This window comes from Streptomyces sp. NPDC051207, from assembly GCF_040682395.1.
In the GTDB taxonomy this organism is placed as follows: Bacteria; Actinomycetota; Actinomycetes; order Streptomycetales; family Streptomycetaceae; genus Streptomyces.
Genome location: NZ_JBFBAX010000006.1, coordinates 216,778 through 243,053 on the forward strand (window position 1 = coordinate 216,778; position 26,276 = coordinate 243,053).

24 protein-coding genes are annotated in these 26,276 nt (G+C 74.2%); 11 read left to right on the forward strand and 13 right to left on the reverse strand.

Annotation, left to right across the window (positions count from 1 at the left end; all coding sequences use genetic code 11):
• Positions 1 to 250: 250 nt before the first annotated feature.
• Positions 251 to 418 carry a hypothetical protein gene (locus AB0M97_RS09135; RefSeq protein WP_365960094.1) on the forward strand — a complete coding sequence of 56 codons (168 nt, stop codon included), beginning with the start codon at positions 251 to 253 and terminating at the stop codon, positions 416 to 418.
• Positions 419 to 505: 87 nt separating this feature from the next.
• On the opposite strand, the gene AB0M97_RS09140 is transcribed toward AB0M97_RS09135, so the two are convergent.
• From AB0M97_RS09140 to AB0M97_RS09150, 3 genes are all read right to left on the reverse strand, one after another.
• The gene (locus AB0M97_RS09140) at positions 506 to 1,039 is read right to left on the reverse strand and encodes a hypothetical protein (protein ID WP_365960095.1); all 534 of its coding nucleotides are present in this window, start codon (positions 1,037 to 1,039) and stop codon (positions 506 to 508) included.
• Positions 1,040 to 1,195: 156 nt separating this feature from the next.
• Positions 1,196 to 3,562, reverse strand: coding sequence for a serine/threonine-protein kinase (locus AB0M97_RS09145; RefSeq protein ID WP_365960096.1), 2,367 nt, complete (start codon positions 3,560 to 3,562; stop codon positions 1,196 to 1,198).
• Positions 3,563 to 3,781: 219 nt separating this feature from the next.
• Positions 3,782 to 4,504, reverse strand: coding sequence for a VOC family protein (locus tag AB0M97_RS09150; protein WP_365960097.1), 723 nt, complete (start codon positions 4,502 to 4,504; stop codon positions 3,782 to 3,784).
• 134 nt (positions 4,505 to 4,638) lie between these two features.
• On the opposite strand from AB0M97_RS09150, the gene AB0M97_RS09155 reads away from it, so the two are divergent.
• The gene (locus tag AB0M97_RS09155) at positions 4,639 to 5,274 is read left to right on the forward strand and encodes a TetR family transcriptional regulator (RefSeq protein ID WP_365960148.1); all 636 of its coding nucleotides are present in this window, start codon (positions 4,639 to 4,641) and stop codon (positions 5,272 to 5,274) included.
• A gap of 183 nt (positions 5,275 to 5,457) precedes the next feature.
• Positions 5,458 to 5,883, forward strand: a complete 426-nt coding sequence (locus AB0M97_RS09160) for a pyridoxamine 5'-phosphate oxidase family protein (protein ID WP_365960098.1) — start codon at positions 5,458 to 5,460, stop codon at positions 5,881 to 5,883.
• Positions 5,884 to 6,022: 139 nt separating this feature from the next.
• Here the strand turns inward: AB0M97_RS09160 and AB0M97_RS09165 are convergent, their stop codons facing one another.
• Positions 6,023 to 6,610, reverse strand: a complete 588-nt coding sequence (locus AB0M97_RS09165; protein ID WP_365960099.1) for a GNAT family N-acetyltransferase — start codon at positions 6,608 to 6,610, stop codon at positions 6,023 to 6,025.
• 118 nt (positions 6,611 to 6,728) lie between these two features.
• Between AB0M97_RS09165 and AB0M97_RS09170 the strand changes: the two genes are divergently transcribed.
• Positions 6,729 to 7,913 carry an NAD(P)/FAD-dependent oxidoreductase gene (locus tag AB0M97_RS09170; protein WP_365960100.1) on the forward strand — a complete coding sequence of 395 codons (1,185 nt, stop codon included), beginning with the start codon at positions 6,729 to 6,731 and terminating at the stop codon, positions 7,911 to 7,913.
• Here the strand turns inward: AB0M97_RS09170 and AB0M97_RS09175 are convergent.
• Positions 7,882 to 9,234, reverse strand: a complete 1,353-nt coding sequence (locus AB0M97_RS09175; RefSeq protein WP_365960101.1) for an MFS transporter — start codon at positions 9,232 to 9,234, stop codon at positions 7,882 to 7,884. The two genes, AB0M97_RS09170 and AB0M97_RS09175, sit on opposite strands and share 32 nt — an antisense overlap.
• A 72-nt stretch (positions 9,235 to 9,306) precedes the next feature.
• On the opposite strand from AB0M97_RS09175, the gene AB0M97_RS09180 reads away from it, so the two are divergent.
• Positions 9,307 to 10,314 carry a helix-turn-helix domain-containing protein gene (locus AB0M97_RS09180; protein WP_365960102.1) on the forward strand — a complete coding sequence of 336 codons (1,008 nt, stop codon included), beginning with the start codon at positions 9,307 to 9,309 and terminating at the stop codon, positions 10,312 to 10,314.
• A 404-nt stretch (positions 10,315 to 10,718) separates the two neighbouring features.
• Here the strand turns inward: AB0M97_RS09180 and AB0M97_RS09185 are convergent, their stop codons facing one another.
• The 3 genes from AB0M97_RS09185 to AB0M97_RS09195 all read right to left on the reverse strand — a co-directional run bounded on the left by AB0M97_RS09185 (position 10,719) and on the right by AB0M97_RS09195 (position 12,889).
• Positions 10,719 to 11,198, reverse strand: coding sequence for an ATP-binding protein (locus AB0M97_RS09185; RefSeq protein ID WP_365960149.1), 480 nt, complete (start codon positions 11,196 to 11,198; stop codon positions 10,719 to 10,721).
• 637 nt (positions 11,199 to 11,835) lie between these two features.
• Positions 11,836 to 12,348 (reverse strand): EF-hand domain-containing protein, encoded by a 513-nt coding sequence (locus AB0M97_RS09190; RefSeq protein WP_365960103.1) that lies wholly within the window; start codon positions 12,346 to 12,348, stop codon positions 11,836 to 11,838.
• Between the two features lie 160 nt (positions 12,349 to 12,508).
• Positions 12,509 to 12,889 carry an STAS domain-containing protein gene (locus tag AB0M97_RS09195; RefSeq protein ID WP_365960150.1) on the reverse strand — a complete coding sequence of 127 codons (381 nt, stop codon included), beginning with the start codon at positions 12,887 to 12,889 and terminating at the stop codon, positions 12,509 to 12,511.
• 354 nt (positions 12,890 to 13,243) lie between these two features.
• Between AB0M97_RS09195 and AB0M97_RS09200 the strand changes: the two genes are divergently transcribed.
• Both AB0M97_RS09200 and AB0M97_RS09205 read left to right on the forward strand, forming a co-directional pair.
• A complete protein-coding gene (locus tag AB0M97_RS09200; RefSeq protein ID WP_365960104.1) occupies positions 13,244 to 13,828 on the forward strand; it encodes a sigma-70 family RNA polymerase sigma factor in 585 nt (194 codons plus the stop codon).
• 188 nt (positions 13,829 to 14,016) lie between these two features.
• Entirely contained in the window at positions 14,017 to 15,291 is a 1,275-nt protein-coding gene (locus AB0M97_RS09205; RefSeq protein ID WP_365960151.1) for a maleylpyruvate isomerase N-terminal domain-containing protein, read from the forward strand.
• A 28-nt stretch (positions 15,292 to 15,319) separates the two neighbouring features.
• Here AB0M97_RS09205 and purU read toward each other — a convergent pair whose 3' ends face one another.
• Together purU and AB0M97_RS09215 are read right to left on the reverse strand one after the other, a co-directional pair.
• Positions 15,320 to 16,201 carry a formyltetrahydrofolate deformylase gene (purU, locus tag AB0M97_RS09210; RefSeq protein ID WP_365960105.1) on the reverse strand — a complete coding sequence of 294 codons (882 nt, stop codon included), beginning with the start codon at positions 16,199 to 16,201 and terminating at the stop codon, positions 15,320 to 15,322.
• Positions 16,202 to 16,248: 47 nt separating this feature from the next.
• Positions 16,249 to 16,749: a hypothetical protein gene (locus tag AB0M97_RS09215; RefSeq protein WP_365960106.1), complete on the reverse strand. Its 501-nt coding sequence runs from the start codon at positions 16,747 to 16,749 to the stop codon at positions 16,249 to 16,251.
• Between the two features lie 117 nt (positions 16,750 to 16,866).
• Here AB0M97_RS09215 and AB0M97_RS09220 point away from each other — a divergent pair, with 117 nt between their 5' ends.
• On the forward strand, positions 16,867 to 18,174 hold the full coding sequence (locus AB0M97_RS09220; protein WP_365960107.1) for an ABC transporter substrate-binding protein: 1,308 nt from the start codon (positions 16,867 to 16,869) through the stop codon (positions 18,172 to 18,174).
• Positions 18,175 to 18,204: 30 nt separating this feature from the next.
• Here AB0M97_RS09220 and AB0M97_RS09225 read toward each other — a convergent pair whose 3' ends face one another.
• Both AB0M97_RS09225 and AB0M97_RS09230 read right to left on the reverse strand, forming a co-directional pair.
• Positions 18,205 to 20,169, reverse strand: coding sequence for a hypothetical protein (locus AB0M97_RS09225; RefSeq protein ID WP_365960108.1), 1,965 nt, complete (start codon positions 20,167 to 20,169; stop codon positions 18,205 to 18,207).
• Positions 20,170 to 20,369: 200 nt separating this feature from the next.
• On the reverse strand, positions 20,370 to 21,755 hold the full coding sequence (locus AB0M97_RS09230; protein ID WP_365960109.1) for a transcriptional regulator: 1,386 nt from the start codon (positions 21,753 to 21,755) through the stop codon (positions 20,370 to 20,372).
• Positions 21,756 to 22,093: 338 nt separating this feature from the next.
• Here AB0M97_RS09230 and AB0M97_RS09235 point away from each other — a divergent pair, with 338 nt between their 5' ends.
• Genes AB0M97_RS09235 through AB0M97_RS09245 form a run of 3 tightly spaced genes read left to right on the forward strand, consistent with a single transcriptional unit; the run spans position 22,094 to position 25,184 of the window.
• Complete coding sequence (locus tag AB0M97_RS09235) at positions 22,094 to 22,771, forward strand: bifunctional DNA primase/polymerase (RefSeq protein ID WP_365960110.1); 678 nt, start codon at positions 22,094 to 22,096, stop codon at positions 22,769 to 22,771.
• Between the two features lie 59 nt (positions 22,772 to 22,830).
• Positions 22,831 to 23,601: an ABC transporter ATP-binding protein gene (locus AB0M97_RS09240; protein WP_365960111.1), complete on the forward strand. Its 771-nt coding sequence runs from the start codon at positions 22,831 to 22,833 to the stop codon at positions 23,599 to 23,601.
• Complete coding sequence (locus tag AB0M97_RS09245) at positions 23,598 to 25,184, forward strand: transporter (protein ID WP_365960112.1); 1,587 nt, start codon at positions 23,598 to 23,600, stop codon at positions 25,182 to 25,184. Before AB0M97_RS09240 ends, AB0M97_RS09245 begins: the two co-directional genes overlap by 4 nt.
• A 58-nt stretch (positions 25,185 to 25,242) precedes the next feature.
• Here AB0M97_RS09245 and AB0M97_RS09250 read toward each other — a convergent pair whose 3' ends face one another.
• The gene (locus tag AB0M97_RS09250) at positions 25,243 to 26,160 is read right to left on the reverse strand and encodes an alpha/beta hydrolase (protein ID WP_365960152.1); all 918 of its coding nucleotides are present in this window, start codon (positions 26,158 to 26,160) and stop codon (positions 25,243 to 25,245) included.
• Positions 26,161 to 26,276: the final 116 nt, after the last annotated feature.

Here is a 26,276-nt window from a genome sequence, read left to right on the forward strand (position 1 = left end):
CGTCCGAGCCGGAGTTGGAGGCGCGAGCGGGCGGCGGCGGGCTGGGCGAAGGCGGCGGTCGTGGCGTTCATCATTCGTTTATCGCCGACCGGCACTCTCATGAGTACCGACCCGCCGCGTCGGGGGGCAGGCGGCTCGGTACCGGCCTCACCGTTATGGTGAACGGCCTTGCGCACCCGTCCGGCGGCCCTCGGGGGAGTCGCCGGACGGGTGCGCTCAGACCCCCACTGACTTCAGGGAGTTGACCGCCATGGCCGACAACGAGCTCAAGCCGACCGACGCGCACGCGACGGGCGCGGACCTCAAGCCGACCGACGCGCACGCCACGGGCGCGGACCTCAAACCGACCGACGCGCACGCGACGGACGAGGAACTCACCACGCTCGACGCCCACGCGACGACCGAGCGCCCCAGCTGACCCACACCACGGGGGAACCGGCCGCGGCAGTCCAGGGGGAACTGCCGCGGCCGACGTGCGTCCACAGCCCCGTCGGCGGAGAGGGGGCTAGACCGCCGTCTTGGTCGCGTTCGTCACCTCACAGGTGCCGTTCGTCGCGCCCGCGCCGCTCGGGACGTACGGGGTCGCCACGTCCCGCGTCCTCGACTGCGCCGCCGGGACGTACGCGATCGAGTCGGGCGTCGACTTGATCGTCGCGCCGCCCGGGTCCTTGAAGGTGACCGTGAAGTCGTACGTGTACGTCGTCGTGGCGCTGGAGTTGGTCGCGGTCACCCGGGCGACCAGGCCCCGCGCCTCCTCGTACGCGCACGAGTCGATGTCCAGCTCGCTCGCGGCCTCGGCGGAGGAGCCGCTGCCCGGGGACGCCTCTCCGGCGGCGCCGCCCGAGGAGACGCCGGCGTCGGGGACGTCCACGTCGTCGTCGTTGTCGTAGTGACCGCCGGACGTGCCGCCCGAGCCGGAGGAGGACGAGCTGCCGGAGTCCGAGCTGCTGCACCCTCCCCCGCCCGAGCCGCGGGCGCCGGTCAGGGCGACGACGACCCCGACGGCGACGGCGACGGCGCGGACATGGCGAAGCTTCATCTGTTCAACCCCCGTGTGGTGACGTCCTCTTGGAGCGGCCGGGGGCGCGCGTCAGCTGCTCCCCCGGCATGGCCACGTCACGCTAGCAAGGGGAACGGGCAGTTCAGGCCGTGCGGGGCGGTCGGTGACAAAGCCGTGAAACAACACGCGGAATCCTCACGCCGTGCGCGCCGTTCCCGTGCCCTTCTCCGCGTCCAGCGCGTACACGCAGCGGTCCTTGCTGCACGCGTACACCACGCCGTCCCGCACCACCGGGGAGCCGGTGATCTCGCCGCCGGTCGCCAGCTTCCAGCGCAGGCGGCCGTCGTCGGCCTTCAGGGTGTACAGCAGGTGGTCGGTGGAGCCGAAGTGGATGCGGCCCTCGGCGACCGCGGGCGCGCCCACGATGTCGCCGCCCGCCTGGAAGCGCCACTTGGGGGTGCCGGTGACCGCGTCGAGCGTGTAGAGGCCCTTGCCGCTGCCGACGTGGACGTGGCCCGCGGCCACCAGGACCGGTTCCACCGAGGAACGGGACTCCGTGGCGATCCGCCAGCGGTCCCGGCCGTCGGTGGCGTCGAGGGCGTACACGGTGCCGAGGTAGTCGGCGAGGTAGATGCCGCCGCCGGTCACCGCGGGGCCGGGCACGAAGGCCGGCGGGGACAGGAACACCGCGGGCGCCTCGAAGTGCCAGCGCACGTGGCCGCTCGCCACGTCCAGCGCCAGGACCCGCGTACCGGCGCAGACGTAGACACAGCCGTCCGGGGCCTGGGTCAGGCGGACCGGGACGCCGCCGCAGGAGGCGGCGTCGCCGATCGGGTACGACCAGCGCTCGTCGCCGCTGCGGGCGTCCAGGGCGCGCAGCCGGGCGTCCTGCCAGACGTAGACCGTGCCGTCGTGGACGGCCGGGCCGGCCTCCGGGGACTCGAAGTCGGTCTGGGCGCCGGTGATCTCCCACAGCTTCTGGCCGCCCGAGGCCTCCCAGGCCTGGACCCCGCCGCCCCGGGTGCCGGTGACGACGGTGCCGCGGTCGGCCTTGAGCGCGTACACCCAGGCGTCCGTCTGCAGCCGCCACAGGTCGGCGCCGTCACGGGCGTCGAGGGCGAAGAGGGTCGGTCCGTCCGAGGCGTGCACCCGGCCGTCCGCGACCGCCATCGACCAGGCGACGTCCCGCGTCTTGAAGCGGCGGCGGCCGGTGGCCACGTCCAGGGCGTGCACCTCGAAGGAGGTGACGTAGACCAGGTCGTCGGCGACGGACGGGGTGCCCCACACGTCGTTGGACATCCGGAACCGCCACGGGCGCCAGCCGCCCGGCTGGTCCGGGCCGGTCGCCGGGGCCGGGGGCGCGGCGGTGGCGGCCACCGCCGGGTCGGCGCCGTTGACGCCGTGCTGCGCCTTCGACCAGGAGGCGGCGAGCGCGGCCTGGGGCGGCGGCGCCTTGACGGCGGCGGCGCGGACGTCGGCGACGCGCGGACCGGGACCGATGGGCACCTGCGCGCCGGCCAGCCGGACGGGCCCGGTGCCGGGGGCGCCGACGGGCGCGGGCACGGACGGCTGCGGCGGGACGACGGGGTCGTGCGGGGGCGGCGGCGGCACGGGCGGGCGGCCTCCGGTGCTGCGGCCGGGGCCCTGGTGCGGCTTGGCCGGGGGGCGGCCGTTGCGGCGCGCCTCGATGAGGCTGACGGCGACCTCGGGCAGCCAGGCCGACGCCGTGCCGCTGTCGTCGGAGCCGGAGCCGAACAGATGCGGGGCGAGCTGGGCCTGGAGGTCGGCGGGGGTGGGGCGGGCCGAGGCCTCCATCTGCATGCACGACTCGATGAGCGGGCGCAGCTCGGCGGGCAGCCCTTCGAGGTCGGGACCCTCCCTGAGCAGCATGAACACTGTCTCGACCGGGTTGGCGCCGTGGAAGGGCGCGTGTCCGGTCGCGGCGAAGACGAGCGTGGAGCCCAGCGAGAAGACATCGCTCGCGCCGGTCACGCTGCGGGAGTCCTTGGCCTGCTCGGGCGACATGTAGGCGGGCGTGCCGACGGCGACGTTCGTCATGGTCAGGCGGGTGTTGGAGACGCCGGACGCGATACCGAAGTCGATCACCCGGGGGCCGTCCTCGACGACGAGGACGTTCGACGGCTTCAGGTCGCGGTGCACCAGGCCCGCGCCGTGGATGGACTGCAGCGCCTCGGCGACGCCGGCCGCGAGCCAGCGCACCGCCTGGGCCGGGAGCGGCCCGCACTGATTCACTATCTCCTCGAGGGAGGGCGCGGGGACGTACGCGGTGGCCAGCCACGGCACGGCGGCGCGCGGGTCGGCGTCCACCACGGCCGCCGTGTAGAAGCCGGAGACCGCGCGGGCGGCCTCCACCTCGCGCGTGAAGCGGACGCGGAACAGCTGGTCCTCGGCGAGCTCCGTGCGGACCGTCTTGATCGCCACGCGCCGGCCCGACGCCGACCGCGCGAGATAGACCAGCCCCATACCGCCGGCACCGAGCCGTCCCAGCACCTCGAACGGCCCGATCCGCCGTGGGTCGTGCTGCGTCAGCTGCTCCACCACTTGCCTGCCACCTCCCCGTACGAGCCGCGTCACCGCCATATGTACGCCATAGGTCGCGGCCCCGTGCAGCGTCTCACCACCGCACCGCCGTGGCGGCACGCACCCCGATTCTTCCTGGCCGGAGCGCTGGTGGCGAACCCGGGGGCGGATCGGGGTGTCCTGGGGCAAACCCTACGGTGGCATCGAAAGTCTCTTCGAGTATCCCCGCGGGTACCCGCTTCAGCGTTGCAGTAGTGCGAACGAGGCACCCTGGTCGTCGGTGACGACCGCGACCCTGCCGTACGAGGTGCCGAACGGCTCCGCCTGCACCCGCCCGCCGAGCCTCCGCACGGTGTCGAGCGCCTCGTCGCAGTCCTCGACCCGGAAGTGGACGAGGAAGTGCGGCGGCATCTCGGCGGGGAAGACGTCGGAGACGGGGGCGCGGCCGAAGTCGGGCTCGGCGCCCGGCCCGAACAGCGCCTCGTGGAAGAGGTCGCCGTAGAAGGCGTTGGCGGCGCCGGTGTCCCGGGTGTAGAGCTCGGCCCAGGCGAAGCCGCCCGGCTCGCGGCGCCGCCCGAACCCCTCGTGGCCGTCGGCCTGCCACAGGCCGAAGACGGCGCCCTCGGCGTCCGTGACCAGCGCGTAGACGCCCAGGTCGGCGATCCGGGTCGGCGCGGTCACGAGCTGCCCGCCGGCCGCCCGGACCCGCCGGACGACCGCCTCGGCGTCCGGCGTCGCGAAGTACACCGTCCAGACGGTGGGCATCCGGCCGTCCGTCTTGGGGACGAGCGCGGCGACGGGCTCGTCCTCCCTCAGTGCCCACACGGAGGAGCCGTGCGCCGCCCGGAACGCCCACCCGAAGAGCCCACCGTAGAACCGCTTGCCCGCCTCGATGTCGGGAAGCTGCGCGTCGACCCAGCAGGGGACGCCCTCCCCGTATGCGGATGCCCTGTTTTCGGCCATGTCGCCAACGTAACGGCCGCTCACGCAACGCGCAGACCAGGCACAGCAGCCTCCGGGCCCCCGTGCACCCCATTTGCAGTCGGCCAAATCGCGCTCCCACCCCCCCTCGGTAAGCTGACGACATGACAGGACAAGTGCGTACCGTCGACGGCCGCGTGGCCGGCCGGCGTGGGCAGGCGACCCGGCAGAAGCTGCTCGACTGCCTCAGCGAGATGCTCAGCTCCTCCCCGTACCGCGACGTCAAAGTCATCGATGTCGCCCGCAAGGCGGGCACGTCGCCCGCCACCTTCTACCAGTACTTCCCGGACGTCGAAGGCGCGGTCCTGGAGATCGCCGAGCAAATGGCGGCCGAGAGCGCCGACTTGGCCGGGCTCGTCGCGGGCCGCTCCTGGGTCGGCAAGGCCGGCTGGCAGACCGCCCAGGAACTCGTGGACGGCTTCCTCGATTTCTGGCGCAGAAACGATGCGATCCTGCGGGTTGTCGATCTGGCGGCGGCCGAGGGGGACAAGCGTTTCTACAAACTCCGGATGAGGATCCTGAACGCGGTGAACGGTTCGCTGGCGGACTCCGTCGCCGAGTTGCAGGCCAAGGGCAAGGTCGACAAGGACGTGAACCCGGCGGCCGTCGCCGGTTCGCTGGTCACGATGCTCGCGGCGGTGGCCTCGCACCAGAAGGGCTTCCAGACGTGGGGCGTCAAGGCGGCCGAACTCAAGCCGAACCTGGCGCTGTTGGTGCATCTGGGCATCACCGGGAAGAAGCCGGCGAAGTAGCGCCGCGACGCTCCGGCGCAAGTCCTGTCACGCAGGCGGTGGTTCACCCGAGTGGACCGCCGCCTGTTGCGCGTTCCGGGGAACGAGGGAACGGGGAAACCGGGAAACCGGGAAACGAGGAACAGTCTTCGGCGGTACGTGGTTGGACCGGAGAAGGCACCCGAACCGCCGGAGGAGTCCCGCATGGCACTGACCCGCGAAGAGCGTGAGCTGTTCCTGGCCGAGCCGCACGTCGCCGCCCTCGCCGTGGACGCCGGGCCGGACCGCGGCCCGCTCACCGTGCCGATCTGGTACCAGTACGCGCCCGGCGGCGACGTGTGGATCATGACCGGGCTCGCGTCCCGCAAGTACGAGCTGATCAAGGCGGCGGGCCGGTTCACGCTCCTGGTCGACCGGCTCGAACCCACCATCCGGTACGTGTCGGTGGAGGGCCCCGTCATCGACACGGCACCCGCCACCGTCGAGCAACTGCGGGAGATCTCGGCCCGCTACCTCCCGGCCGAGAAGGTCGACGGCTATGTCGACTTCGCCTGGCAGAACCACGGCGAGCAGGTGGTGGTACGGATGCGACCGCAACGCTGGGTGTCGTCGGACCTCGGGTCGGTGTGACGGGTCCGCGCGGCGGCCGTCGGGGCAAGGGCCGGAGTGGGCGCGGGCGGCAACCCGACAGCGCCGGGCTGCGCGACACCCCGGCGGTCACCCCGGCGCCCCGCGTAAATCAACCGGCGTCCATCCACCCGCGCCCCGCTCACGCATCCGTACACAACCGCGCATGCAAGTGCGCGTCCCGAAACGCATCGTGCCGCCCCGCCTCGAACACCGCCCCCCGCAACGTCCCCTCGTACCGGAACCCGCACCGCTCGGCCACCCGGCAGGACACCTCGTGCCCCACCGCGTGGTCCAACTCAAGGCGGTGCAGCCCCAGTTCGCTGAACGACCACTCCGCGGCCACCCGCAGCGCCCACGTCGCGACGCCCCTCCCCCGCGCCTCGGGCAGCACCCAGTAGCCGACCCGCGCCACCCTGAGCGCATGGTTGACGGCGCCGATGCCGATGTGCCCGAGGGTCGTGTCGCTGCCGGCGGCCGTGATCCGGAACGCCACGCCCCGCCCCTCGTACGCCTCCCCCGCCCGCGCCCGCAGGGCCTCCCGCGCGCTCTCGGCGTCGGTCACGGGCCTGACGGGCGTGTTCCAGCGCCGGAACTCGGGGTCGAGCGCACCCCGCAGCCACGTCTCCACGTCGGTGTCGGAGTCGGCGTCCCAGGGGCGCAGCCGCAGGCCGTGGCCGCGGACCTCGGAGACGGGGGACGTCAGGTACGGGTCGTGGACAGGGGCCATCGAGCCATTCAACAACGCGTCCCGCGCCACGGGCCACCGAGCCGCCGCCCCCGCGCCGGGCACCCGCAACCCCGGCCCCTCGTACAAACGTTCCGCCCCGTGGTGGATACTCCCGCCCATGGCCGACTCCACACCGTCTCCGAACCCCGCGCGCCCCGTCTACGTCGTCGGCGGCGGCCCCGGCGGGTTGTCCGTCGCGTACGCGCTGCGCGCCCGGGGCATCCGCGCCGTCGTCCTGGAGAAGTCGGACCGCGTCGGGGCGTCCTGGCGGGGTCACTACGACCGGCTGCGCCTGCACACCACCCGCCGGCTGTCGGGTCTGCCCGGGCTGCCCATCCCGCGCCGGTCCGGGCGCTGGGTGTCCCGGGACGACCTGGTGCGCTACCTGGAGGAGTACGCCGAGCACCACTGCCTGGAGATCGTCACCGGCGTCGAGGTGTCCCGCGTCGAGCGCACCCCCGACGGCACCGGCTGGCTGCTGCACGCCACCGGCGGCCGGGAGCTGACCGGCGCGGCGGTCGTGATGGCCACCGGGCACAACCACACGCCGCGCGTTCCGGCCTGGCCGGGCCGGGACACGTACACCGGCGAGTTCCTGCACGCGCGCGAGTACCGCAACGCCGGGCCGTACGCCGGGCGGGACGTGCTGGTCGTCGGGGCCGGCAACACCGGCACCGAGATAGCCGTGGACCTCGCGGAGGGCGGGGCCGCGCGGGTGCGGGTGGCGGTCCGTACCGTGCCGCACATCGTGCGCCGCTCGACGGCGGGCTGGGCGGCGCAGTACACGGGCGTGCTGTGCCGCCGGCTGCCGGTGGCGCTCGTGGACCGGCTGGCCCGGCCGCTGGCCCGGCTGAGCGTGCCCGACCTGTCGGCGCGGGGGCTGCCCCGCCCGGACACCGGCCTGTACTCCCGGGTCCGCGAGGGCGCCATCCCGGTCCAGGACGTCGGCTTCGTCGACGCGGTGCGCCGCGGGACAGTGCGGGTCGTGGCCGCCGTCGAGCGCTTCGAGGGCGGCGAGGTGGTGCTGGCGGACGGCAGCCGGGTCGCGCCGGACGCGGTGATAGCGGCGACCGGCTACGTCCGCGGCCTGGAGGGCCTGGTGGGCCATCTGGGTGTGCTCGACGGGCGCGGCCGGCCCGTCGTCCGGGGCGCCCGCTGCCCGGACGGTGCGCCCGGCCTGTACTTCACCGGCTTCACCAACCCCATCAGCGGGATGCTCCGCGAGCTGGCCCGGGACGCGGGGCGCATCGCGGGTGCCGTCGCCAAGGACGTCAGCGGCTGCGTGGCCCGGCTGCCGGGGTGATCCGCCCGGCTCCTCGGGCGAGGGCCGCGGGCGCGGATGCCGGGCGGCGCCGGATCACCAGCGCCATCAGGGCCGCCGCCGCGCACAGGGCGCCGGACGCGTACCAGACGACGTCGTAGGAGCCGAAGGTGTCGCGGGCGGCGCCGCCGAGGAAGGCGACGAGGGCGGCGCCGACCTGGTGGGAGGCGAGGACCCAGCCGAACACGATCGCGCTGTCGTCGCCGTACTGCTCTCGGCACAGCGCCAGGGTGGGCGGGACGGTGGCGACCCAGTCGAGGCCGTAGAAGACGATGAAGAAGACCATCGGCGGGTGGACGCTCGGCGCCAGCAGCATCGGCAGGAACAGCAGGGAGACGCCGCGCAGGGCGTAGTAGACGGCGAGCAGGCGGCGCGGTTCGAAGCGGTCGGTGAGCCAGCCGGAGGCGACGGTGCCCACCACGTCGAACACGCCGATCACGGCGAGCAGGGAGGCGGCGGCCGTGATGGGCATGCCGTGGTCGTGGGCGGCGGGCACGAAGTGGGTCTGGATCAGGCCGTTGGTCGACGCTCCGCAGATCGCGAACGTGCCGGCGAGCAACCAGAACGGGCCGGTGCGCACGGCGGACAGCAGCACGGTCACGGCGCGGCGGGCGGCGCCGGGCACGGGCGCGGGCTTCGGCACGAACTCCTTCGCGCCGTACGGCCTGAGGCCCGCGTCGGCCGGGTGGTCGCGCATCAGGAGCCAGACGAACGGCACGACCGCGAGGGCGGCGAGCGCGACGGTGACGGCGGCCGGGCGCCAGTCGTGCCGGTCGACGATCCAGGACAGCAGGGGGAGGAAGATCAGCTGCCCGGAGGCGGAGGCGGCGGTGAGGATGCCGGTGACCAGGCCGCGCCGCTCGGTGAACCAGCGGTTGGTGACGGTGGCCGCGAAGGCCGGCGCCATCGAGCCGGAGCCGAGGCCGACCAGCAGGCCCCAGCACAGCATCAGCTGCCAGGCCGCGGTCATCCACACGGTCAGGCCCGAGCCGAGGGCGATCATGGTGAGGGCGGCGGCGACCACCCGCCGGATGCCGAAGCGGTCCATCAGCGCCGCGGCGAACGGCGCGGTCAGGCCGTAGAGGGCGAGGTTGACGGAGACCGCCGCGCCGATCGTGCCGCGCGACCAGTCGAACTCGCGGTGCAGCGGGCCGATCAGCAGTCCCGGCACGGAGCGGAAGGCGGCGGCGCCGATGATCGTCACGAAGGCGACGGCGGCGACGAACCAGGCGCGGTGGATACGGGGGCGCCCGCGCGGCGGGGCGTTCTCGGCGGCGGAGGCGGCGGCGGTTGTCTGGGTCACGACATAAAGCTTTCCGGTCCCCGGCCGCCGCGAACGAGTGGCCCGAAGGACAGCATTCGCTAGGATCGGGCCATGGCTCCGGACAGCACACCCGAGCGGCCCTTCCGGCCGCACCGCGTCGCGGTCCTCGCCCTCGACGGGCTGCTCCCCTTCGAACTGGGCATCCCGCACCGCATCTTCGGCCGCCCCCGGGACGCCCTCCGGCGCCGCCTGTACGAGGTCGTCACCTGCTCGATCCGGCCGCCGGGGCCGGTCGAGACGGACGCCGACTTCTCGATCCACGCGCCGCACGGCCCCGAGGCGCTGGCCACCGCCGACACGGTGATCGTCCCGGCGTCGTACGAGCTGGGCCCGGTGTACGACGAGGGGGTGCTGCCCGGCGACCTGGCCGCCGCGCTGGCCCGCGTCCGGCCCGGCACCCGCCTCGCCTCCATCTGCACCGGCGTGTACGTCCTGGCCGCGGCGGGCCTGCTGGACGGCCGCCCGGCGACCACGCACTGGGCGGACGCCGAGCGCCTCCAGCGGCTCTTCCCCCGCGTCAAGGTCGACCCGGACGTGCTGTTCGTCGACGACGGCGACGTCCTGACCTCGGCCGGGGTCGCCGCCGGCATCGACCTGTGCCTGCACATGGTGCGCCGCGACCACGGCGCGGCGGTCGCCAACGAGATCGCCCGCCGTACGGTCGTGCCGCCGCACCGGGACGGCGGGCAGGCGCAGTACATCGAGCGGCCGGTGCCCGATCCGCAGCAGGCGACGACGACGGGGGCACGGGTCTGGGCGCTGGGACGGCTGCACGAGCCGATCCGGCTGCGGGACATGGCCGCCCAGGAAAGCATGTCGGTCCGCACCTTCACGCGCCGGTTCCGCGAGGAGACCGGGGTGAGCCCCGGGCAGTGGCTCGCGCAGCAGCGGGTGGAGCGGGCCCGGCAGTTGCTGGAGTCCACCGATCTGTCGGTGGACCAGGTGGCCCGCGAGGCGGGCTTCGGCACGGCCCAGTCGATGCGGCAGCACCTGCAGGCGGCGGTGGGGGTCACGCCGACCGCGTACCGCAGGACGTTCCGGGTGGGCAGCGGGGCGTAGGCGGGGCGCTCTTTCCGAAAAGTTGTCCACAGGCTGTGGACAGGGATTCCCGGTGGGCCGCGCCCGCGCCTCACGGCTCGGCCGGCGGCGTGGCGCTCGCCCCGCGTACGGCTCCGCCCCCGCCGCCGCCCGACTCCGGCGCCCCCGCCCGGTCTCCCGTGGCCCCGAGGAAACCGACACCGCGTCACGACCCGCGCTCGCCGAGGACTCCGTCGTCAGGGCCCTCGCCGTCCCCTCACGGCAAGTCGCTGCCACAAGCGTGATCAGACGGTCACGGGGCGTCAACTCCCGCCCGGGAATCGGTCACTTACGTACCTTTTGCGGCGGGCGCGCACGGAAGCACGACCCCGGCGCACCACCTGGCGCCCCGCACACGCCTCACGTCCGGCGTGCGCTCCTGCTCCCTACACCGCCTCGTAGGCGAGCCCTTCGTACGCCGCGGCGCCGCCGACGTACGTCACGACCGTTCCGGAGCAGGTCGCCGCGGTGGGGGGCCGTTCGCAGCGGTCGAGTTCGCACCAGATGCTCTTGCCGGCCCCCTCGGCGTTCCAGCCCCACCGGTCGGCGAGCCCGTCGACGAGGGCGAGGCCCCGGCCGCCGGTCGCGCCGCTGTCCGGGCAGCGGGGCACCGGGGCGCGGTCGCTGCGGTCGGCGACCTCCAGGCGGACGGTGGCGCCGTCGGCCGCGGCGCCCGGCAGGGACAGCCGCAGCACCGCCGGACAGCCGGTGTGCACCACGGCGTTGGTGACCAGTTCGGACACGAGCAGGATGAGGGTCTCGGCGATCGGCTCATCGGCCTGTATCCCCGATCCGGCGAGGCGTGAGCGGGCCCACTTGCGGGCTCGCGCCACCTCGGCGGGGTCGGGCCGGATCTCCAGCTGCACTTGAAGCACCTGCACCGCTCACACCATCCGAACCGGCGGACACTGAGGCTCGCGCCTCACGAGGGCCACGATCGTAGCCATTTTCTGCATGGCCAGAACAACGGCCGGGGCAGGGGTCACGGAACGTGAATCCCCTGGGGGACAGCATGGTTGACGTTCAGTCACGCCAACAAGCGCTTCGGGCATATTCCAGCGCGAAGGAGTACCCGTGCGGCATACTGTGCGACGCCCGCCGCCACGACTCGAACGCGCCATGCCGCCGGGCCCTCCCGGCCTGTGAACAGCGGCGCGCACCGCCGAGTCCGGGGCCGCCTCGCAGGCGACTCCGGCCGGGTGCACGCCCAGGACCACTCGCATCCACCACAAGGTACCGGAGCGGGCAGCCGACTCCGGGCCGTGACGAGTCACGGCCCGGACACAACCCGGTATCAACGCTGCGTGACCGCTCCGCACCCGCGCCGCGGCTCCCCGCCGCCACAATCCGCGACATCCACGGGCGCGTTGCGGCAACGTCCCAGCCCGTGCCGTTGTGACAGCCGGACCGGTGCGCGCCGGGGCGTGCCGGGATGATCACTCAGCGTCGCGGCGTACGGCCGCAACGCCCGCCGCCGGTACGGAGCTTGCGGCGGGCGGCGCGCTATTCGGGGACGGTGAAGTAGCGGGCGAAGGCCGACATGATCTCCGTCTCGCCGATCTTGCCGTCGGCGTCCGTGTCGAGGGCGGCGGCGGCCCGGGCGGCGACGTCCTCGTCGGCCCCGAGGCAGCCGAGCACGCGCGCGGTGGCCTCGACGGTCGCGCGGCCGTCGCCGTCGGTGTCCGCGACGTCGAGGGCGGCGTGCAGGAACGGGCGGGCGATCTCGGCGAACCGGTCGGGATTGTCACGCAGCCGCTTGACCGCGCCGGTCACGAATTCCTCGCGGGTGATGCGCTGGTCGCCGTCCCGGTCGGCGATCCCGGCCATGCCCTGCCAGAACGCCTCGGCGCCGATGTACAGCGCCTGGCCTCTGTCGGAGCGCGCCGCGACGGCGAACTCGGCGAGCAGCGCCTTGGCCGCCGCGTTGAAGTCCGCACGGTCGATGTAGCCGTTGCCGTCCTGGTCGAAGGTGGCGAACCGGGCGGCGATCTTGCGCTCGTACTCGCTGCTGACCATGTCTCTCTGGCCGCCTTACGTCGGGTGGGTGGGCGTCTGGCTCGGAGCGTACGACGGCGCGGACCGCGCGGTAGCGTGAAATCGACGCTTGTACCAAGACCGGGAAAATTCCGGTACAACGATGGTGCGGTGCGCCCGCCGAACAGGGGTCTGGGTGCGGCTAGGCCGACAGTGGCCCGGCCTCCGTGGCGAGTGCCGCCTCGGCGTCGGGATACACGTCGAACAGCCGGCGGACGCCGAGCGCGCCCATGACCCGGTTGACGTGCGAGCCGTCGGCGGCGCCGCGGGCCGGCAGGACCAGCCGCAGGCTGCCCCGGCAGGAACGTATGAGGCGGCGGGCGGCGATGAGGACGCCGACACCGCTGGAATCGCAGAACCAGACCTCGGAGAGGTCGAGGACGAGACGGTGCCGGCCGTCGGCCACCACGTCGTGGATGCCCTGGCGCAGCACCGGCGACGTCACCAGGTCCAGCTCGCCCGACACCCGCAGCACGGCCCACTCGCCGTGCTCGGCACCGGTCACTTTGAACGCCACCACCAAGCCCTTCATTCGCCGGACCAAACGGAAGCCACTCTTACGCTTCCTTGCAGCGCGGCTGCCCAGCGGCCGTTCCCCGAAACGCGGTGCCACAAACGGGAATTGATCAAAATCGGCTTGTTCAGGTCGCTTTCGATCCTGTTCGATCGGGTCTGAGCCGGCGGAGGCCGGGAAGTGTTCCGGACTCCACCCGTCACCGATGCCCCGGGACCCCATATCACCTGCGGATCTCCCTAGAGCCCACATTGACGCAAAGGGGGTGCGTTGTCAGGCGTGCCGACTACATTCGAGGAGACGGCGGGCGCACGCCGGCACACCGAGAACCGCGCACCGGAGCCGAGCCGGGAGGAGGGCCGCATGGCGAAGAAGGAAGCGCCGCCGCGCTGGGACCGCAGGATGCAGCAGCGTCTCGCGCGCGGGGAGGCGGCCGCCCTCGGTGAGCTGTACGACCGGTTCGCCTCCCTCGTGCACGGCCTCGCCCACCGGGTGCTCGGCGACGAGCGCGCCGCCGACGGCATCACCCGCGAGGTCTTCACCCACGTCTGGGAGCACCCCGACGCCTACGACCCGAGGCAGGGCCCGCTGCGCACCTGGGTCGCGGACCTCGCCCACCGCCTCGCCGTGCAGCGGCTGCGCGACACCGAGACCGCGGCCCTCGCCCGCAGCGGTGGCACGGGCAGCGCGGAGGACCTCGAGCGCAAGGTGCGCCAGGCCTCGGTCGCGGCCCGCGCCGACTACATCGTGCAGTCCATGCCGGTGCCGCTGCGCGCCGCCCTGGAGCTGGCGTACTTCCAGCGCCGCGACTACCGCCAGACCGCCGCCGACCTCGGCGTCACCGAGGACGAGGCGCGCCGCAGGCTCCGCCTCGGCCTGCAACTGCTGTCCACCGCTCGCGACGCCGGGGCCCCGGGCGCACCGCCCGGATACGGGGGTGCGGCGTGAGCGGAGCGGACCGGTTCGAGACGGGCGACGAGCGCGGGGGCCACGGGGGACACCCGGGGTGCGACGGTGACGAGGGCCGTGCCGCGCGGCAGCCCGGCGCCTGCGGACCCGGCCCGACCGGCGGCTCCTACGACGTCGACGGCCGCTGCGGGCCCGGCCCGACCGGCGACTTCGGTGACCGGGGCCGGCTGGGTGGACCCCGGGGCGGCGGCGGGAGTGACGCCGGGCGGCCCGTGATACTGCTGCCGCGGGCCTCTGTCGAGGACGGCGGAGGCCCGCTGCCCGCTCTGGAGGAACCAGGCGAAACCCGCCCCGCGCCGGAGGAACCAGGCCGTCCGGCCCGCCCCGCGCCGCTCGGGCTGGACCACCGGGTGCTCAAGTCGCTGCTGGGCGCGTGGGCGCTGGCCGCCTGCTCGGCCGAGGAGGCGGCCGGCGTCGAGGAGCACCTCGGCGAGTGCGGCGCCTGCGCCGAGGAGGCCGTACGGCTGCGCGACGCCGTCGGCCTGCTCCAGCGGCCCGAGAGCCTCGATCTGAAACCGGCGCTGCGCACCCGCGTGCTGGAGGCCTGCCTGGAGCGGCGCCCGCCGCGCATTCCGGTGCCGGAGTGGGCGACGGCGTACGACGCGGAGACGGCCCGGCTGGACGCGCTGCTGCAGGACTTCGGCAACGCCGAGTGGCACGCGCCCGTGCGGCTGCGCTGGTTCGCGGGCGAGGGGCAGACGAACCGGCGCACGACGGTCGCCGGGGTCATCGCCCACCTGATGACGGTCGACGGGCTGGTCGCGGTGGCGCTCGGCCTGGACGACCCGCTCGGCGGGATCACGGCCGAGGCCGGGACCCCGGCGGCGCGCACGGAGGCGTACTGGCGGGCGCTGCACCTCCCGCCGACCCGCGAGGTGCGGGCACGGTGGCGCGAACAGAGCCACGACCTGGTGCGGACGGTGGCGTTCACGGGCGGGAAGGCGGGGATGCCGGTGTCGTACGGCGACTTCCGGCTGCCGCTGCACGACGCGATGCTGGACCGGGCCTTCGAGTGCTGGGTGCACGCGGAGGACATCGCGGACGCGGTGGACTACCCGTACGCGCCGCCCTCGGCGCGGCATCTGAACCGGATGATCGACCTGGCGGCGCGGCTGCTGCCGCAGGCGCTGACGGGCCACCGCCGGGGCGGTCCGGCCGCGTCCGGCGGGCACCGGCACCTGGTCGCGGCGGGCGAGCCGGGCCGCAGCCTGCGGCTGGAGATCGAGGGCTGCGGCGGCGGCGAGTGGCTCATCCCGCTGGACTCCCCCGCGGCGGTGGGCTCCGCCGAGCACGAGGTGGCGCACATCGCGCTGGACGGCGTGGAGTTCTGCCGGCTGGCCGCGGGCCACGTGTCACCGGAGGAGGCGGCGGCGGGCCAGGTCGGCGACAGACAGGCCATCAGAGACGTGCTGTTCGCGGCGGCGTCGCTGAGCCGCCTGTGACCGAACGGACCCGAGCGCGCCGGACGCGCTACGCGAAGACGACCGTCCGCCGGCCGTTCAGCAGGATCCGGCGCTCCGCGTGCCACTTCACGGCCCGCGCCAGCGCCTGGCACTCCACGTCCCGGCCGATCGCGACCAGCTGGTCCGGGGTGACGCCGTGCCCCACCCGCTCGACCTCCTGCTCGATGATCGGCCCCTCGTCCAGGTCGGCGGTCACGTAGTGCGCGGTCGCCCCGATCAGCTTCACGCCCCGGGCGTGCGCCTGGTGGTAGGGCTTGGCTCCCTTGAAGCTCGGCAGGAACGAGTGGTGGATGTTGATGATCCGCCCGCTCAGCTGCTTGCACAGGTCGTCCGACAGCACCTGCATGTACCGGGCGAGCACGACCAGTTCGACGTTCTCCTCGCGCACGATCTCCAGCAGCCGCGCCTCGGCCTGCGGCTTGGTGTCCTTCGTCACCGGAATGTGGTGGAAGGGGATGTCGTACGACTTCACCAGCTCGGCGAAGTCGGTGTGGTTGGACACCACGGCGGCGATGTCCACCGGCAGCGCGCCGATGCGGGCGCGGAACAGCAGGTCGTTCAGGCAGTGCCCGAACCTGCTGACCATGAGGACGACGCGCATGCGCTCGTCGGCCCGGTGGATCTGCCAGTCCATCTGGAACGAGTCGCCGATGGCGGCGAAGCTGGCCCGCAGCTTGTCCACGGTCACCGGCGCCTCGGCCGAGAAGTGCACCCGCATGAAGAACAGTCCCGTGTCGTGGTCGCCGAACTGCTGGCTGTCCTCGATGTTGCAGCCGGTCATGAACAGGTAGCTCGACACGGCGTGCACGATGCCCTGCTTGTCGGGGCAGGACAGCGTCAGGACGTACTGGTCGGCCGGGGCCTCGGCTCGGGTGGACTGCGCGTTCATGCCGGACAGGGTCCCATATCCGGGGCCCGCGCCGGGGCGGCGTCCCGCTACGCGGACCGGGTCAGGATGCGCAGCACCTCCAGGCTGCGCGGCGGCGTGTCCGGGTCCTCGCCGTCGCTCGTGGCCAGCCGCACGTGCGCCTCCCGGGCCGCCCGCACCGCCTCCGGCCAGGCCTCGTTCGCCAGGTACGTCTGCACGGGGGCGTCCGGGCCGACCTGGTGCATGATCCGCAGCACCCGCAGGACGGCGGTGTCGACGAGGGCGGCCTCCTGCGAGTCGCGGAAGATCGTGCCCACGTACTTCTCGGCCGACCAGTGGTCCAGCCAGGTGTCCTCGACCAGGCGGTAGACGGCGTCGGTGACGTCGCCGTAGCCGTCCACACCGGCCAGCCAGACGTCCCGCTGGAACACGGGGTCGGAGAGCATGTGCAGCGCGGAGCGCACATTGCTGCGCCAGCGCCACCACGGCATGTCGTTCAGTGGCATGCCGCCCATGGTGGGGGAGCGACGGCCACGACGGGAAGAGTTCTCCGAACCTTGCACGGTCACCGATCGTACGTTCCGGGTCCCCGGCGCCTCGCGGGCCCCCGCATTTCACCCCGCCGTCACCACATGTTGACCGGCGGTCACTCCCCGGTTGGCCGTGTGAGGGAATCGTGCGGGTACATGACCGGTAGGCGCCACCCCCGCAGCACTTTCCTCTCCCGCCTCCTCACCCGGCGCGTCACATCGACCGCGCTCACCACGGTCGCCCTGGCGGCGTGCACGACGCTCACCGCCGGCTGCGGGGTCGTCCCCGGTACCACGGGGGGTTCCGGGGACGACCCGATCACCGTCATGACCTGGGCGCCGATGGACACCGGCGCGACGAACAAACCCGGCATGCCCGCCTTCGGCCAGGCCTATGCCCGCTGGGTCAACGCGCACGGCGGCATCAACGGCCGCGAGCTGCGCGTGCTGGTCTGCAACGACCACAACGACGGCGTGGCCGCCGCGAAGTGCGCCCGCCGCGCCGCCAAGGAGAACGTCGTCGCGGTCGTCGGCTCCTACAGCCAGCACTCCGACTCCTTCCTGCCTCCCCTGGAAGGCGCCGGCATCCCGTACATCGGCGGCTACGGCATCACCACCAACGAGTTCACCAGCCCGCTGTCCTACCCGGTCAACGGCGGCCAGCCCACGCTGCTGGCCGGGCTCGGCAACGCCCTCGCGCGCGTCTGCGGGCCCGTCACCCTGGTGCGGCCCGACACGATCGCCGGCGACCAGCTGCCCGAGCTGCTCGACTCCGGCCTCCAGGCGGGCGGCCACCCGGCCGCGAGCGACCAGCTGGCCGAGGAGGACGGCACCGAGTACGACGGCCAGTCCGAGCTGGCGCTGCGGCGGGCCACCGCCGACCCGGCGAAGCAGGGCTGCGTGGTGCCCGCGCTCGGCGACCGCACCAACACCTTCATGGACTCCTTCCGCCGAGCCCGCGACCGCTACCCCGAGGTGCGCACCGCGACCGTCCTCGGCAGCGTCGACCAGACCGCGATCAACGCCACCGGCGGGGCGTCCGGCCCGTACGAGGGCTCGTACATCACCGGCTGGTACCCGGTGGCGAGCGACGCGCGCTGGGACCCGATGAAGAAGGTCATCCAGGAGAAGGCCTTCGGCGACAACCGCATCGACCCGGCGGACGCCGGGGTGCAGACCGCGTGGATCGCCTACACCGTGCTCCGCAGGGCCGTCGAGGCGCTCGGCGACGGCGAGGTGACCGCGGACGCGGTGCGGGACGTCCTCGACGACGGCCTCGAGGTCGGCACGGGCGGGCTCACGCCGACGCTCCGGTGGACGTTCCAGGACCAGCTCGCCTCCGTGGGCTTCCCGCGCCTGGTCAACACCCACGTCACCCTCCAGGTCGTGCGGGAGGGCCGGCTGGTGGCGGCGCGCCAGGGCTTCGTGGACGTGCTGGGGACGCTGCGCGACGCGGACCTGTGACGCCGTACCGCGTCCCGGTCCGGCCGGCCGTCACAGCTGGGTGGGCCTGCGCTGGGTCAGCCCGTAGTCCTCGGCGATCGCGTTCCACAGCTCGGCAGCCTTGGCCTTCTCCTGGGTGGCCGTGCCGCTCGCCCGGTGGCCCGCCGCCGTCCGGCCGGTGGTGAAGGCCTGCCCCTTCTTGCACTTGCCCTTCTTGGCGGCGACCTGGTCGGCCCAGGCCGCGTAGTGGTTGTCGGCCGACGCGGACGCCTGCCACGCCTTGGTCAGCGCGGACGTCAGCGCGGCGTGGTCGGGCAGCTTGTCCACGGTCAGCCCGGACAGCCGGGTGACCAGGTCGTTGCGCTGCCTGGCCGCTTCCCGCAGGTCCCTGGCCGCCGCGTCGAGGTTGCGGCAGGACTTGACGTCCGTCACGGCGTTGATCACCGAGGTCCGGCTGTCGCCGCTGACGGCCAGCAGCTTGTCCAGCTCGACGGCCTGCGCCTCGGCCGGGTCGGCGGACGGCGAGGGCGACTCCTCGGCCGGCGGGGCCGTGGCGGACACCGGCTGGTTCGTGCCGGTCTCCTCGTCGCCGCCGCCACCGGCGAGCATCGCGCCCGCGCCGATGCCGACGACCGCGAGGGCGACACCGATCGCCGCGATCAGCGGCAGACGCGAACCGCCCCGGCCGCCGCGGCTGCCCCGGCCGCCCTCACCGTCGTGGGCGGCGCCGTGCCGTCCGCCGCCGCCCGGGCCATGCGGGCCGTACGCGGTCTGCGCGGCGGCGTGCGGGGGGCCGGGCTGCGGGAAGCGGGGCATCTGCTGGGTGGCCCCGGCCGGGCCGTGGTCACCCGGCTCACTGCGGAAGAGGTTGTCGAACTCGGCGGGCGGCTGCCGCTCGCCGTACCCCGGGTCGCCGACGGGGGGCATGAAGCGGGTGGCCTCGGCGTCGGGCCCCGAGGCGGGCGGCAGGGGCCCGCCGGGACGGCCGGCGTGCGCTCCGCCGGGCTGCGGCGTCGCGCCCCGCGGGGCGCGGCCCAGGTACCGCGTGGACTCGGCCGGCGACTCGGCGCGCGCGCCGGCCGGCATCTCGGGCGGCAGGGCGCCGGGCCCCACCGGGGGTATGTACTGCGTCGCCCCCTCGTCGGGACCGGACGCGGCGACCGGCGGCAGGTACTGCGTCGCCTGGTCGGCGTGCCCACCGGGCGCGGGAGCACCGGGCATGGACGCGCCCGGTACGGGCGGCAGGTACTGCGTCGCGCCGTCCTCGGCGGCGGACGGCAGCGGACCGCCTGCATGGTCACGCCCGTGCGCCCCGGCCCCGGCTCCCGGACCGCCCTGACCGGCGGGCGGCATCGGGGCGGCGCCGTTGTGGCCGTACGTGCCGCTGTCTGCGGGCGGCAGCGGATGGCCTGGCCCGCTCTGACCGGCGGGCGGCATCGGAGCGGCGCCACGGTGCCCGTACGAACCGCCCTCGGCCGACGGCAGGCCATGCCCCGGGCCGTCCTGACCGGCAGGCGGCATCGGGGCGGCGCCGTTGTGGCCGTACGTGCTGCCGCTTTCTGCGGGCGGCGTCCGGGCCGCGCCGGGGTGCCCGTACGTGCCCCCGTTGCCCCCGTCGTACCCGGCGTTCTGGTGGGCCTGGGGGGCCGCGCCGTACGCGGACGGCGTGTCCTCCTGCGGCAGTGGCTGCGGGCCGGAGGCGTGGCCCTGCGTGCCCCAGGAGGCGGGCTGCTGGGGCGCGCCCGCGGGGGAATCCCAGGGCTGGGCGGGCGGCGGTGTCCAGCCCTGGTCGGGCGGCGCGGTCTGCTGCCGGTCGGGGCCCCAGGGAGTGCCCCAGGCCTGGCCGCCGGCCGGAGTGGTGGTGGGCGGCGGGGCGGGCGCGGGCCCGCCGGGCCGGACGCCGCCGGATGTTCCCGGCATGCCCGGCAGCAGGGGCTCGCCACCGTCGGAGGGCAGCACGATGCCTTCGCGCGCGGGGCGCGCCGAGGGCTCCTCGCCCTGTCCACTCTGCGTCACCGGGACTCCTACGATGGGGGGACGTTCGGAATCGTCGGTTCACGCTACCGGGTCCTGAGAGCCCCTTGCCACGCAGCACGGGACGCGACCTCCTTCGCTGTGAGCGCGGTAACAAACCCGGGCCGCACAGCGCTGTTGACGTCACTTCCGGCGCCGCGGCCGGCGTACGCCTCACGTTCACTCAGGGGCCACCGGGGCGTTCACGCCGCCGTCTGGAGGTCGAGCCGCGCGCCGAACTCCCTGACCACCGGCTCGTCCCGGTACGGCTCGAGGCGCTGCTGGAAGTCCTCCAGGTACTCGGCGCCCCGGTTGGAGCGCAGCGTCTCCAGCAGTTGCACGGCGCGCAGCCCGGTCGCGCAGGCCTGCTCGATCTCACGTTGCTGCACCTGCGCGGTGGCCAGCAGGACGTAGCCGATGGCCCGCCTGCGCGCGCGGGACTCGGGGTGCCCGGCCAGGGACTCCTCCGCGCACCGCGCCGCCGCCTCGGCCTGCCCGAGGTCGCGGTGGCAGTGCGCCAACTCGTCGGCGAGGTAGGCCTCGTCGAAGTGGGCGATCCACGCCGGGTCGTCCCCGGCGGCCGGATCGGCCGACTCCAGGGCGCTCACCGCGCGCCCGGCCGTGGTCTGCGCGGCCCGCGCGTCGCCCATCAGCGCGTGCCCGCGGGCCTCCGCCGCGAGGAACATCGCCTCCGCGCGCGGGGTCACGCGCCCGCGTGCGCCTTCCTGTGCCGCGCGCGCCAACTGGGCGATCTCCCTGGGGTTTCCGAGCTGCGCGGCCAGGTGACTCATCGACGCGGCGAGCACATAGCCGCCGTACCCGCGGTCCCCGGCGGCCTGCGCGAGGCGCAGCGCCTGGATGTAGTACCGCTGGGCGAGGCCGGGTTGCCCGGTGTCGACGGCCATGTACCCGGCGAGTTCGGTCAGCCGCGCCACCGCGGCGAACAGGTCCCGCCCCACGGCCTCGCGGTACGACCCCGCCAGCAGCCCGGAGACGACGCTGTTGAGGTAGTGCACGAGGACCGGGCGCACATGCCCGCTGCCGTACTGGTGGTCGAGTTCCACCAGGGCCTGTGTCATCGCGCGGACGGCCGCCACGTCGGACTGCCCGACGCGCGGTCCCGCCGACCGCGCGACCTGGCCGTCGGGCGCGGTGATCAGCCAGTCCCGGCTGGGCTCGACGAGCGCGGAGGCGGCGACGGTCGAGCCGGACAGGAAGTCCCTGCGGCCCACGTCGCTGCGCCACAGCTCGCAGACCTGCTCGATGGCCCCCAGTACCGTCGGCGAGAACTGCAGGCCCACGCCCGAGGCGAGGTTCTTGCCGTTGGCCATGCCGATCTCGTCGATCGTGACCGTACGGCCGAGCTTGCGTCCGAGCGCCTCCGCGATGATCGCCGGTGCCCGGCCCCGCGGTTGCTGGCCGCGCAGCCAGCGCGCCACGGACGTCTTGTCGTAGCGCAGGTCGAGTCCGTGCTCGGCGCCGCACATGTTGACCCGGCGGGCCAGCCCGGCGTTCGAGCACCCCGCTTCCTGGATGAGCGCCTGCAGCCGTTCGTTCGGCTGTCGCGCGACGAGAGGCCTTGCGGCCATGGCGTACCCCCTGAGGCTGCGGTGCCTGCCCACGCACCGGGTTGACGTTCTTCCGCGACCGGACCCCCTCATGTCCCGGCGAAGAGATTCGGCCGTGAAGATCAATGCCCCGCCCAGTTGGCGAAAATGCGAGGCTTACGAGGATTTGCCGGATACGGCCACTACGGACTGGCAGCGGCCTGTTCCCCCACGTGGTTACCCAGCCCCCGCCCCGGATCCTCCCGCGCGCCCCCGCCCATGCACCTGTGCGCCCCGGGTGCGGAAGCGATGCTCCTGCCTGCGCGCGACCCGCCTCGGCACGGCCGTAACTCCAGGTGGGTGCGGGAGTTGAGTGGAACGTGGAAAAGACGATCCCGGGCACCGAAGTTGTTCAGACCGCCGGGCCGACCGCTGGGCGGATTCCGACGCAACGCGGGGAGTCGCTGCTGGAGACCGCCGTGCGCTACGCCGAGGAACGTCACTGGGACGTGTTCCCCGGCACCTGGCTGGAGGCCGTCGGCGGGGTGCACCGCTGCTCGTGCGGCGACGCCGCGTGCGCCGCCCCCGGCGCGCATCCGGCGCGCGAGGACTGGGTGACGGAGGCGACGGGCAGCGCGACCGTCGCGCGGCGCATGTGGCAGAAGCAGCCGAAGGCGTCGATCCTGCTGCCGACGGGGCGGACGTTCGACGCGGTCTCCGTGCCGGAGACGGCCGGTTTCCTGGCGCTGGCGCGGATGGAGCGGCTCGGGCTGACGCTCGGGCCGGTGACACTGACGCCGGACCGGCGCATGGAGTTCTTCGTGCTGCCCGGGGCGGCGGCCAAGGTGCCCGACCTGGTGCGCAGGCTGGGCTGGTTCCCGGCCACCCTCGATCTCGCGGCCCTCGGCGAGGGGGCGTACGTGGCGGCGCCGCCCACCCGGTTCGGCTCCCGTGGCGCCGTGCAGTGGGCCTGCCGGCCCACGCCGGCCAACCGGTGGCTGCCGGACGCCGAGGAGCTGATCTCGCCGCTGGCCTACGCGTGCGGGCGGGAGCGCTGACCTTCGCCCGTCCGTCCCCTCCCCCCTACCGGGACGCGGTGACGCCGTAGGGTTCCCGCATGACGTATGCCGTACGTGTGCAGGGGCTCTGGAAACGGTTCGGGCAGCAGGTGGCCGTGGCCGGGATCGACCTGGAACTGCCCGCGGGCAGGTTCATCGGGCTCGTCGGTCCGAACGGGGCCGGGAAGACCACCACCCTGTCGATGGTGACCGGGCTGCTGCGGCCCGACCAGGGCACCGTCGAGGTCGTCGGGCACGACGTGTGGCGCGATCCCGTCGAGGTCAAGGCCCGGATCGGGGTGCTGCCCGAGGGACTGCGGCTGTTCGAGCGGCTGTCCGGGCGGGAACTCCTCGCCTACACGGGCCGGTTGCGCGGGCTGCCCGGCGCCGAGGTCGACAAGCGCGCCGGCCAGCTCCTCGACGTCCTCGACCTGGCCGGCGCCCAGCACAAGCTCGTCGTCGACTACTCGACCGGCATGCGCAAGAAGATCGGCCTCGCCGCCGCCCTCCTGCACAACCCCGAAGTGCTGTTCCTCGACGAGCCGTTCGAGGGCGTGGACCCGGTGTCCGCGCAGACCATCCGCGGTGTCCTGGAGCGCTACACCGCCTCCGGCGCCACCGTCGTCTTCTCCTCCCACGTGATGGAGCTGGTGGAGTCGCTGTGCGACTGGGTCGCCGTCATGGCGGCCGGCCGGATCCGCGCCCACGGTCCGCTCGCCGAGGTGCGCGGCGACGCGCCCTCGCTGCAGCGGGCGTTCCTCGAACTCGTCGGCGCGCACGGCCGCGACGCCGGGTCCGACCTGGACTGGCTGGGCGGCGGCGCCCGGTGAGCGGCGTCACCGCCACGGTCGTCCGGCTGAAGCTGTCGCTGCTGCGGGGCGGGCTGCGGCAGTCCGGCGGGCGGCGCGCCGCGTACGTCGCGTCCGCCGTCGTCGCCCTGCTGTTCGCCGCGCTCCAGCTCATCGGCCTGATCGCGCTGCGCGGGCACGCGCACGTGGAGTCCCTGGCCGTGCTCGCGGCGGCCGTGCTGGGGCTGGGCTGGGCGGTGATGCCGCTGTTCTTCCCCAGCGGCGACGAGACGCTCGACCCGACCCGGCTGGTCATGCTGCCCCTGCGGCCCCGCCCGCTGGTCCGGGCGCTGCTGGCGGCGTCCCTGGTCGGCATCGGGCCGCTGTTCACGGTCTGCCTGCTGGCCGGTTCCGTCGCCGCGGTCGCGCGCGGCGCGGGGGCCTTCGCCGTCGGGGCCGTCGCCGTCGTCCTCGCGCTGCTGGTGTGCGTGGCGCTCGCGCGGGCCGTGGCCGCCGCCAACGTACGGCTGCTGACCAGCCGCAAGGGCCGCGACCTCGCGGTGCTCAGCGGCCTCGTCATCGCGGTCGGCGCGCAACTGGTCAACTTCGGGGTGCAGCGTCTCGGTTCGTCCGGCCTCGCCCAGCTCGACCCGGCGGCCGACGTGCTCCAGTGGGTGCCGCCCGCGTCCGCGATCGCCGCCGTCCACGCGGCCGGTGACGGCTCCTACGGCGTCGCCGCCGCCCAACTCGCCCTGGCCGCCCTGGCCCTGGTGGCGCTGGTCGCCGTGTGGACGCGGCATCTGACCCGGCTGATGACCTCGCCCGACGGGTCCACGCTCGCCGCGGCGGACACGGCCGCCCGCGCACGCGCCTCGGGCGGGCTCGCCCGGCTGCTGCCGCCCGGCCGCACCGGCACCGCCGTGGAACGCAGCCTGCGCTACGTGTGGCGCGACCCGAAGACCAAGGCCGCCTGGGTGACGTCGCTGGCCATCGGCGTGATCGTGCCCGTGTTCAACGCCTGGCAGGGCACCGGCTCGGTGTACTTCGCGTGCTTCGCCGCCGGCATGCTCGGCATCCAGATGTACAACCAGTTCGGCCAGGACACCTCCGCCTTCTGGATGGTCGCCATGACCATCTCGTCCCCCCGGGACGCCTACGTCGAACTGCGCGCCCGCGCGCTGGCCCTGCTGGTGATCACCCTGCCGTACGCCACCACCGTCACCGTCCTGACGACGGCGATCCTCGGCGACTGGCCCCGGCTGCCGGAGGCGCTCGGCCTGTCCTTCGCGCTGCTCGGCGCGATGCTCGCCACGGGCGCCTGGACGTCCGCGCGGTTCCCGTACTCCATCCCGCAGGAGGGCCACAAGAACGTCGCCCCGGGGCAGACCGGGCTCGCCTGGATCTCCATCTTCGGCGGGATGATCGCGGCGGCCCTGCTGTGCGCGCCGGTCATCGCGCTGACGATCTGGCTGCACGTGAGCGAGGGCGGCGACGGCTGGACCTGGCTGCTGCTCCCGGCGGGCACGGCCTACGGCGCGGGCCTGACCCTGCTCGGCCTGCGGCTCGCGGCACCGCGGACGGCGGCGCGGCTGCCGGAGATCCTGACGGCGGTCAGCAAGGGGTGAGGACGTGAGGGGCGGGACGTGAGCAGGACGTGCGGTCGGCGGGGACGGCGATCCCGCGTCACTGCGCCGCGCACGCGTCCAGGAACGGTTCGACGGCCGCCCGCCATGCCTCCGGCTGGTCGTAGTGCACCAGGTGGCCCGCTTCGGCGACCTCCGCGTACTGGCCGCGGGGCAGCACCCGCACCATCTCCTGCGCCTCGGCGCGGCCGAGTTCGCCGTCGAGGCCGCGCACGACCAGGGCGGGGCAGCGGACCTGCGCCAGCTCCTCCCAGTGCGCGTCGTAGACCCACGTCTCGCGCGACCTGAGCATCTGCTCCGGTTCGAAGACGGGCCGCCAGCCGTCCGGGCACTCGGTCATCACTTCGGCGTAGAACTCGCCGCGGGACGGGTTCGGGCGCTCCACCCAGGGGTCGTCCTCGCCGAACCACTTGCGGACGTCCGCGAGCGTGGCGAACGGCAGCGGCCACGCCCTGAACCACTCGTCCCACTCGCGCTGCGAGGCGGCGCCGAGCGCGGAGGCCCGCATGTCACAGATGATCACGCCGCGCACCAGGTCGGGGCGTTTCGCCGCGAGCTGCCAGGCGGTCAGCGCGCCCATCGCGTGCCCGACGAGGACGGCCGGGCCGAGGCCGAGCTGCTCGACGGCGGCCTCGGCGTCCGCCACGTACGCCTCCCTGGTGAAGGCGGCGCGCGGCGGCTTGTCGCTCTGGCCGTGGCCGCGCTGGTCGAGGGCGACCGCGCGGTGCCGCTCGCGGAGCCAGCGGGCCGTGGACGCCCAGTGCGAGGCGCGGCCCATCAGCCCGTGCAGCAGCAGCACGCCGGGCGTACCGTGCCCGCCGGGCACATCGCCGGCCTCCCCCGCATCCGGTGTGCCCTCGCCCGGGTCCTTCGCCGGGTCGGCCTTCGGAGCGTCGCCGAACTCCCAGGCCGCCAGGCGGACGCCCCCCGCCCCGGTCACGTCGATGCGCCGCACCATTGGTTCTGGCACCCCCAAGCTCCGCGTGGACCGCTCGCCGACCCGAGCCGGACGGTCCGGTGAACCGTGTCCTGCCTGCCGTGCCCGTCTGCCGCGTCCCGCGGCTGCGCGGCGCA

What these genes read in the sequence shown, in the direction of transcription:
- AB0M97_RS09230 (WP_365960109.1), bottom strand. Translation starts at nt 21,755, where the DNA reads ATGGCCGCAAGGCCTCTCGTCGCGCGACAGCCGAACGAACGGCTGCAG.
- AB0M97_RS09165 (WP_365960099.1), bottom strand. Translation starts at nt 6,610, where the DNA reads ATGGCCCCTGTCCACGACCCGTACCTGACGTCCCCCGTCTCCGAGGTC.
- AB0M97_RS09135 (WP_365960094.1), top strand. Translation starts at nt 251, where the DNA reads ATGGCCGACAACGAGCTCAAGCCGACCGACGCGCACGCGACGGGCGCG.
- AB0M97_RS09140 (WP_365960095.1), bottom strand. Translation starts at nt 1,039, where the DNA reads ATGAAGCTTCGCCATGTCCGCGCCGTCGCCGTCGCCGTCGGGGTCGTC.
- AB0M97_RS09240 (WP_365960111.1), top strand. Translation starts at nt 22,831, where the DNA reads ATGACGTATGCCGTACGTGTGCAGGGGCTCTGGAAACGGTTCGGGCAG.
- AB0M97_RS09220 (WP_365960107.1), top strand. Translation starts at nt 16,867, where the DNA reads ATGACCGGTAGGCGCCACCCCCGCAGCACTTTCCTCTCCCGCCTCCTC.
- AB0M97_RS09150 (WP_365960097.1), bottom strand. Translation starts at nt 4,504, where the DNA reads ATGGCCGAAAACAGGGCATCCGCATACGGGGAGGGCGTCCCCTGCTGG.
- AB0M97_RS09180 (WP_365960102.1), top strand. Translation starts at nt 9,307, where the DNA reads ATGGCTCCGGACAGCACACCCGAGCGGCCCTTCCGGCCGCACCGCGTC.
- AB0M97_RS09250 (WP_365960152.1), bottom strand. Translation starts at nt 26,160, where the DNA reads ATGGTGCGGCGCATCGACGTGACCGGGGCGGGGGGCGTCCGCCTGGCG.
- purU (WP_365960105.1), bottom strand. Translation starts at nt 16,201, where the DNA reads ATGAACGCGCAGTCCACCCGAGCCGAGGCCCCGGCCGACCAGTACGTC.
- AB0M97_RS09170 (WP_365960100.1), top strand. Translation starts at nt 6,729, where the DNA reads ATGGCCGACTCCACACCGTCTCCGAACCCCGCGCGCCCCGTCTACGTC.
- AB0M97_RS09160 (WP_365960098.1), top strand. Translation starts at nt 5,458, where the DNA reads ATGGCACTGACCCGCGAAGAGCGTGAGCTGTTCCTGGCCGAGCCGCAC.
- AB0M97_RS09190 (WP_365960103.1), bottom strand. Translation starts at nt 12,348, where the DNA reads ATGGTCAGCAGCGAGTACGAGCGCAAGATCGCCGCCCGGTTCGCCACC.
- AB0M97_RS09200 (WP_365960104.1), top strand. Translation starts at nt 13,244, where the DNA reads ATGGCGAAGAAGGAAGCGCCGCCGCGCTGGGACCGCAGGATGCAGCAG.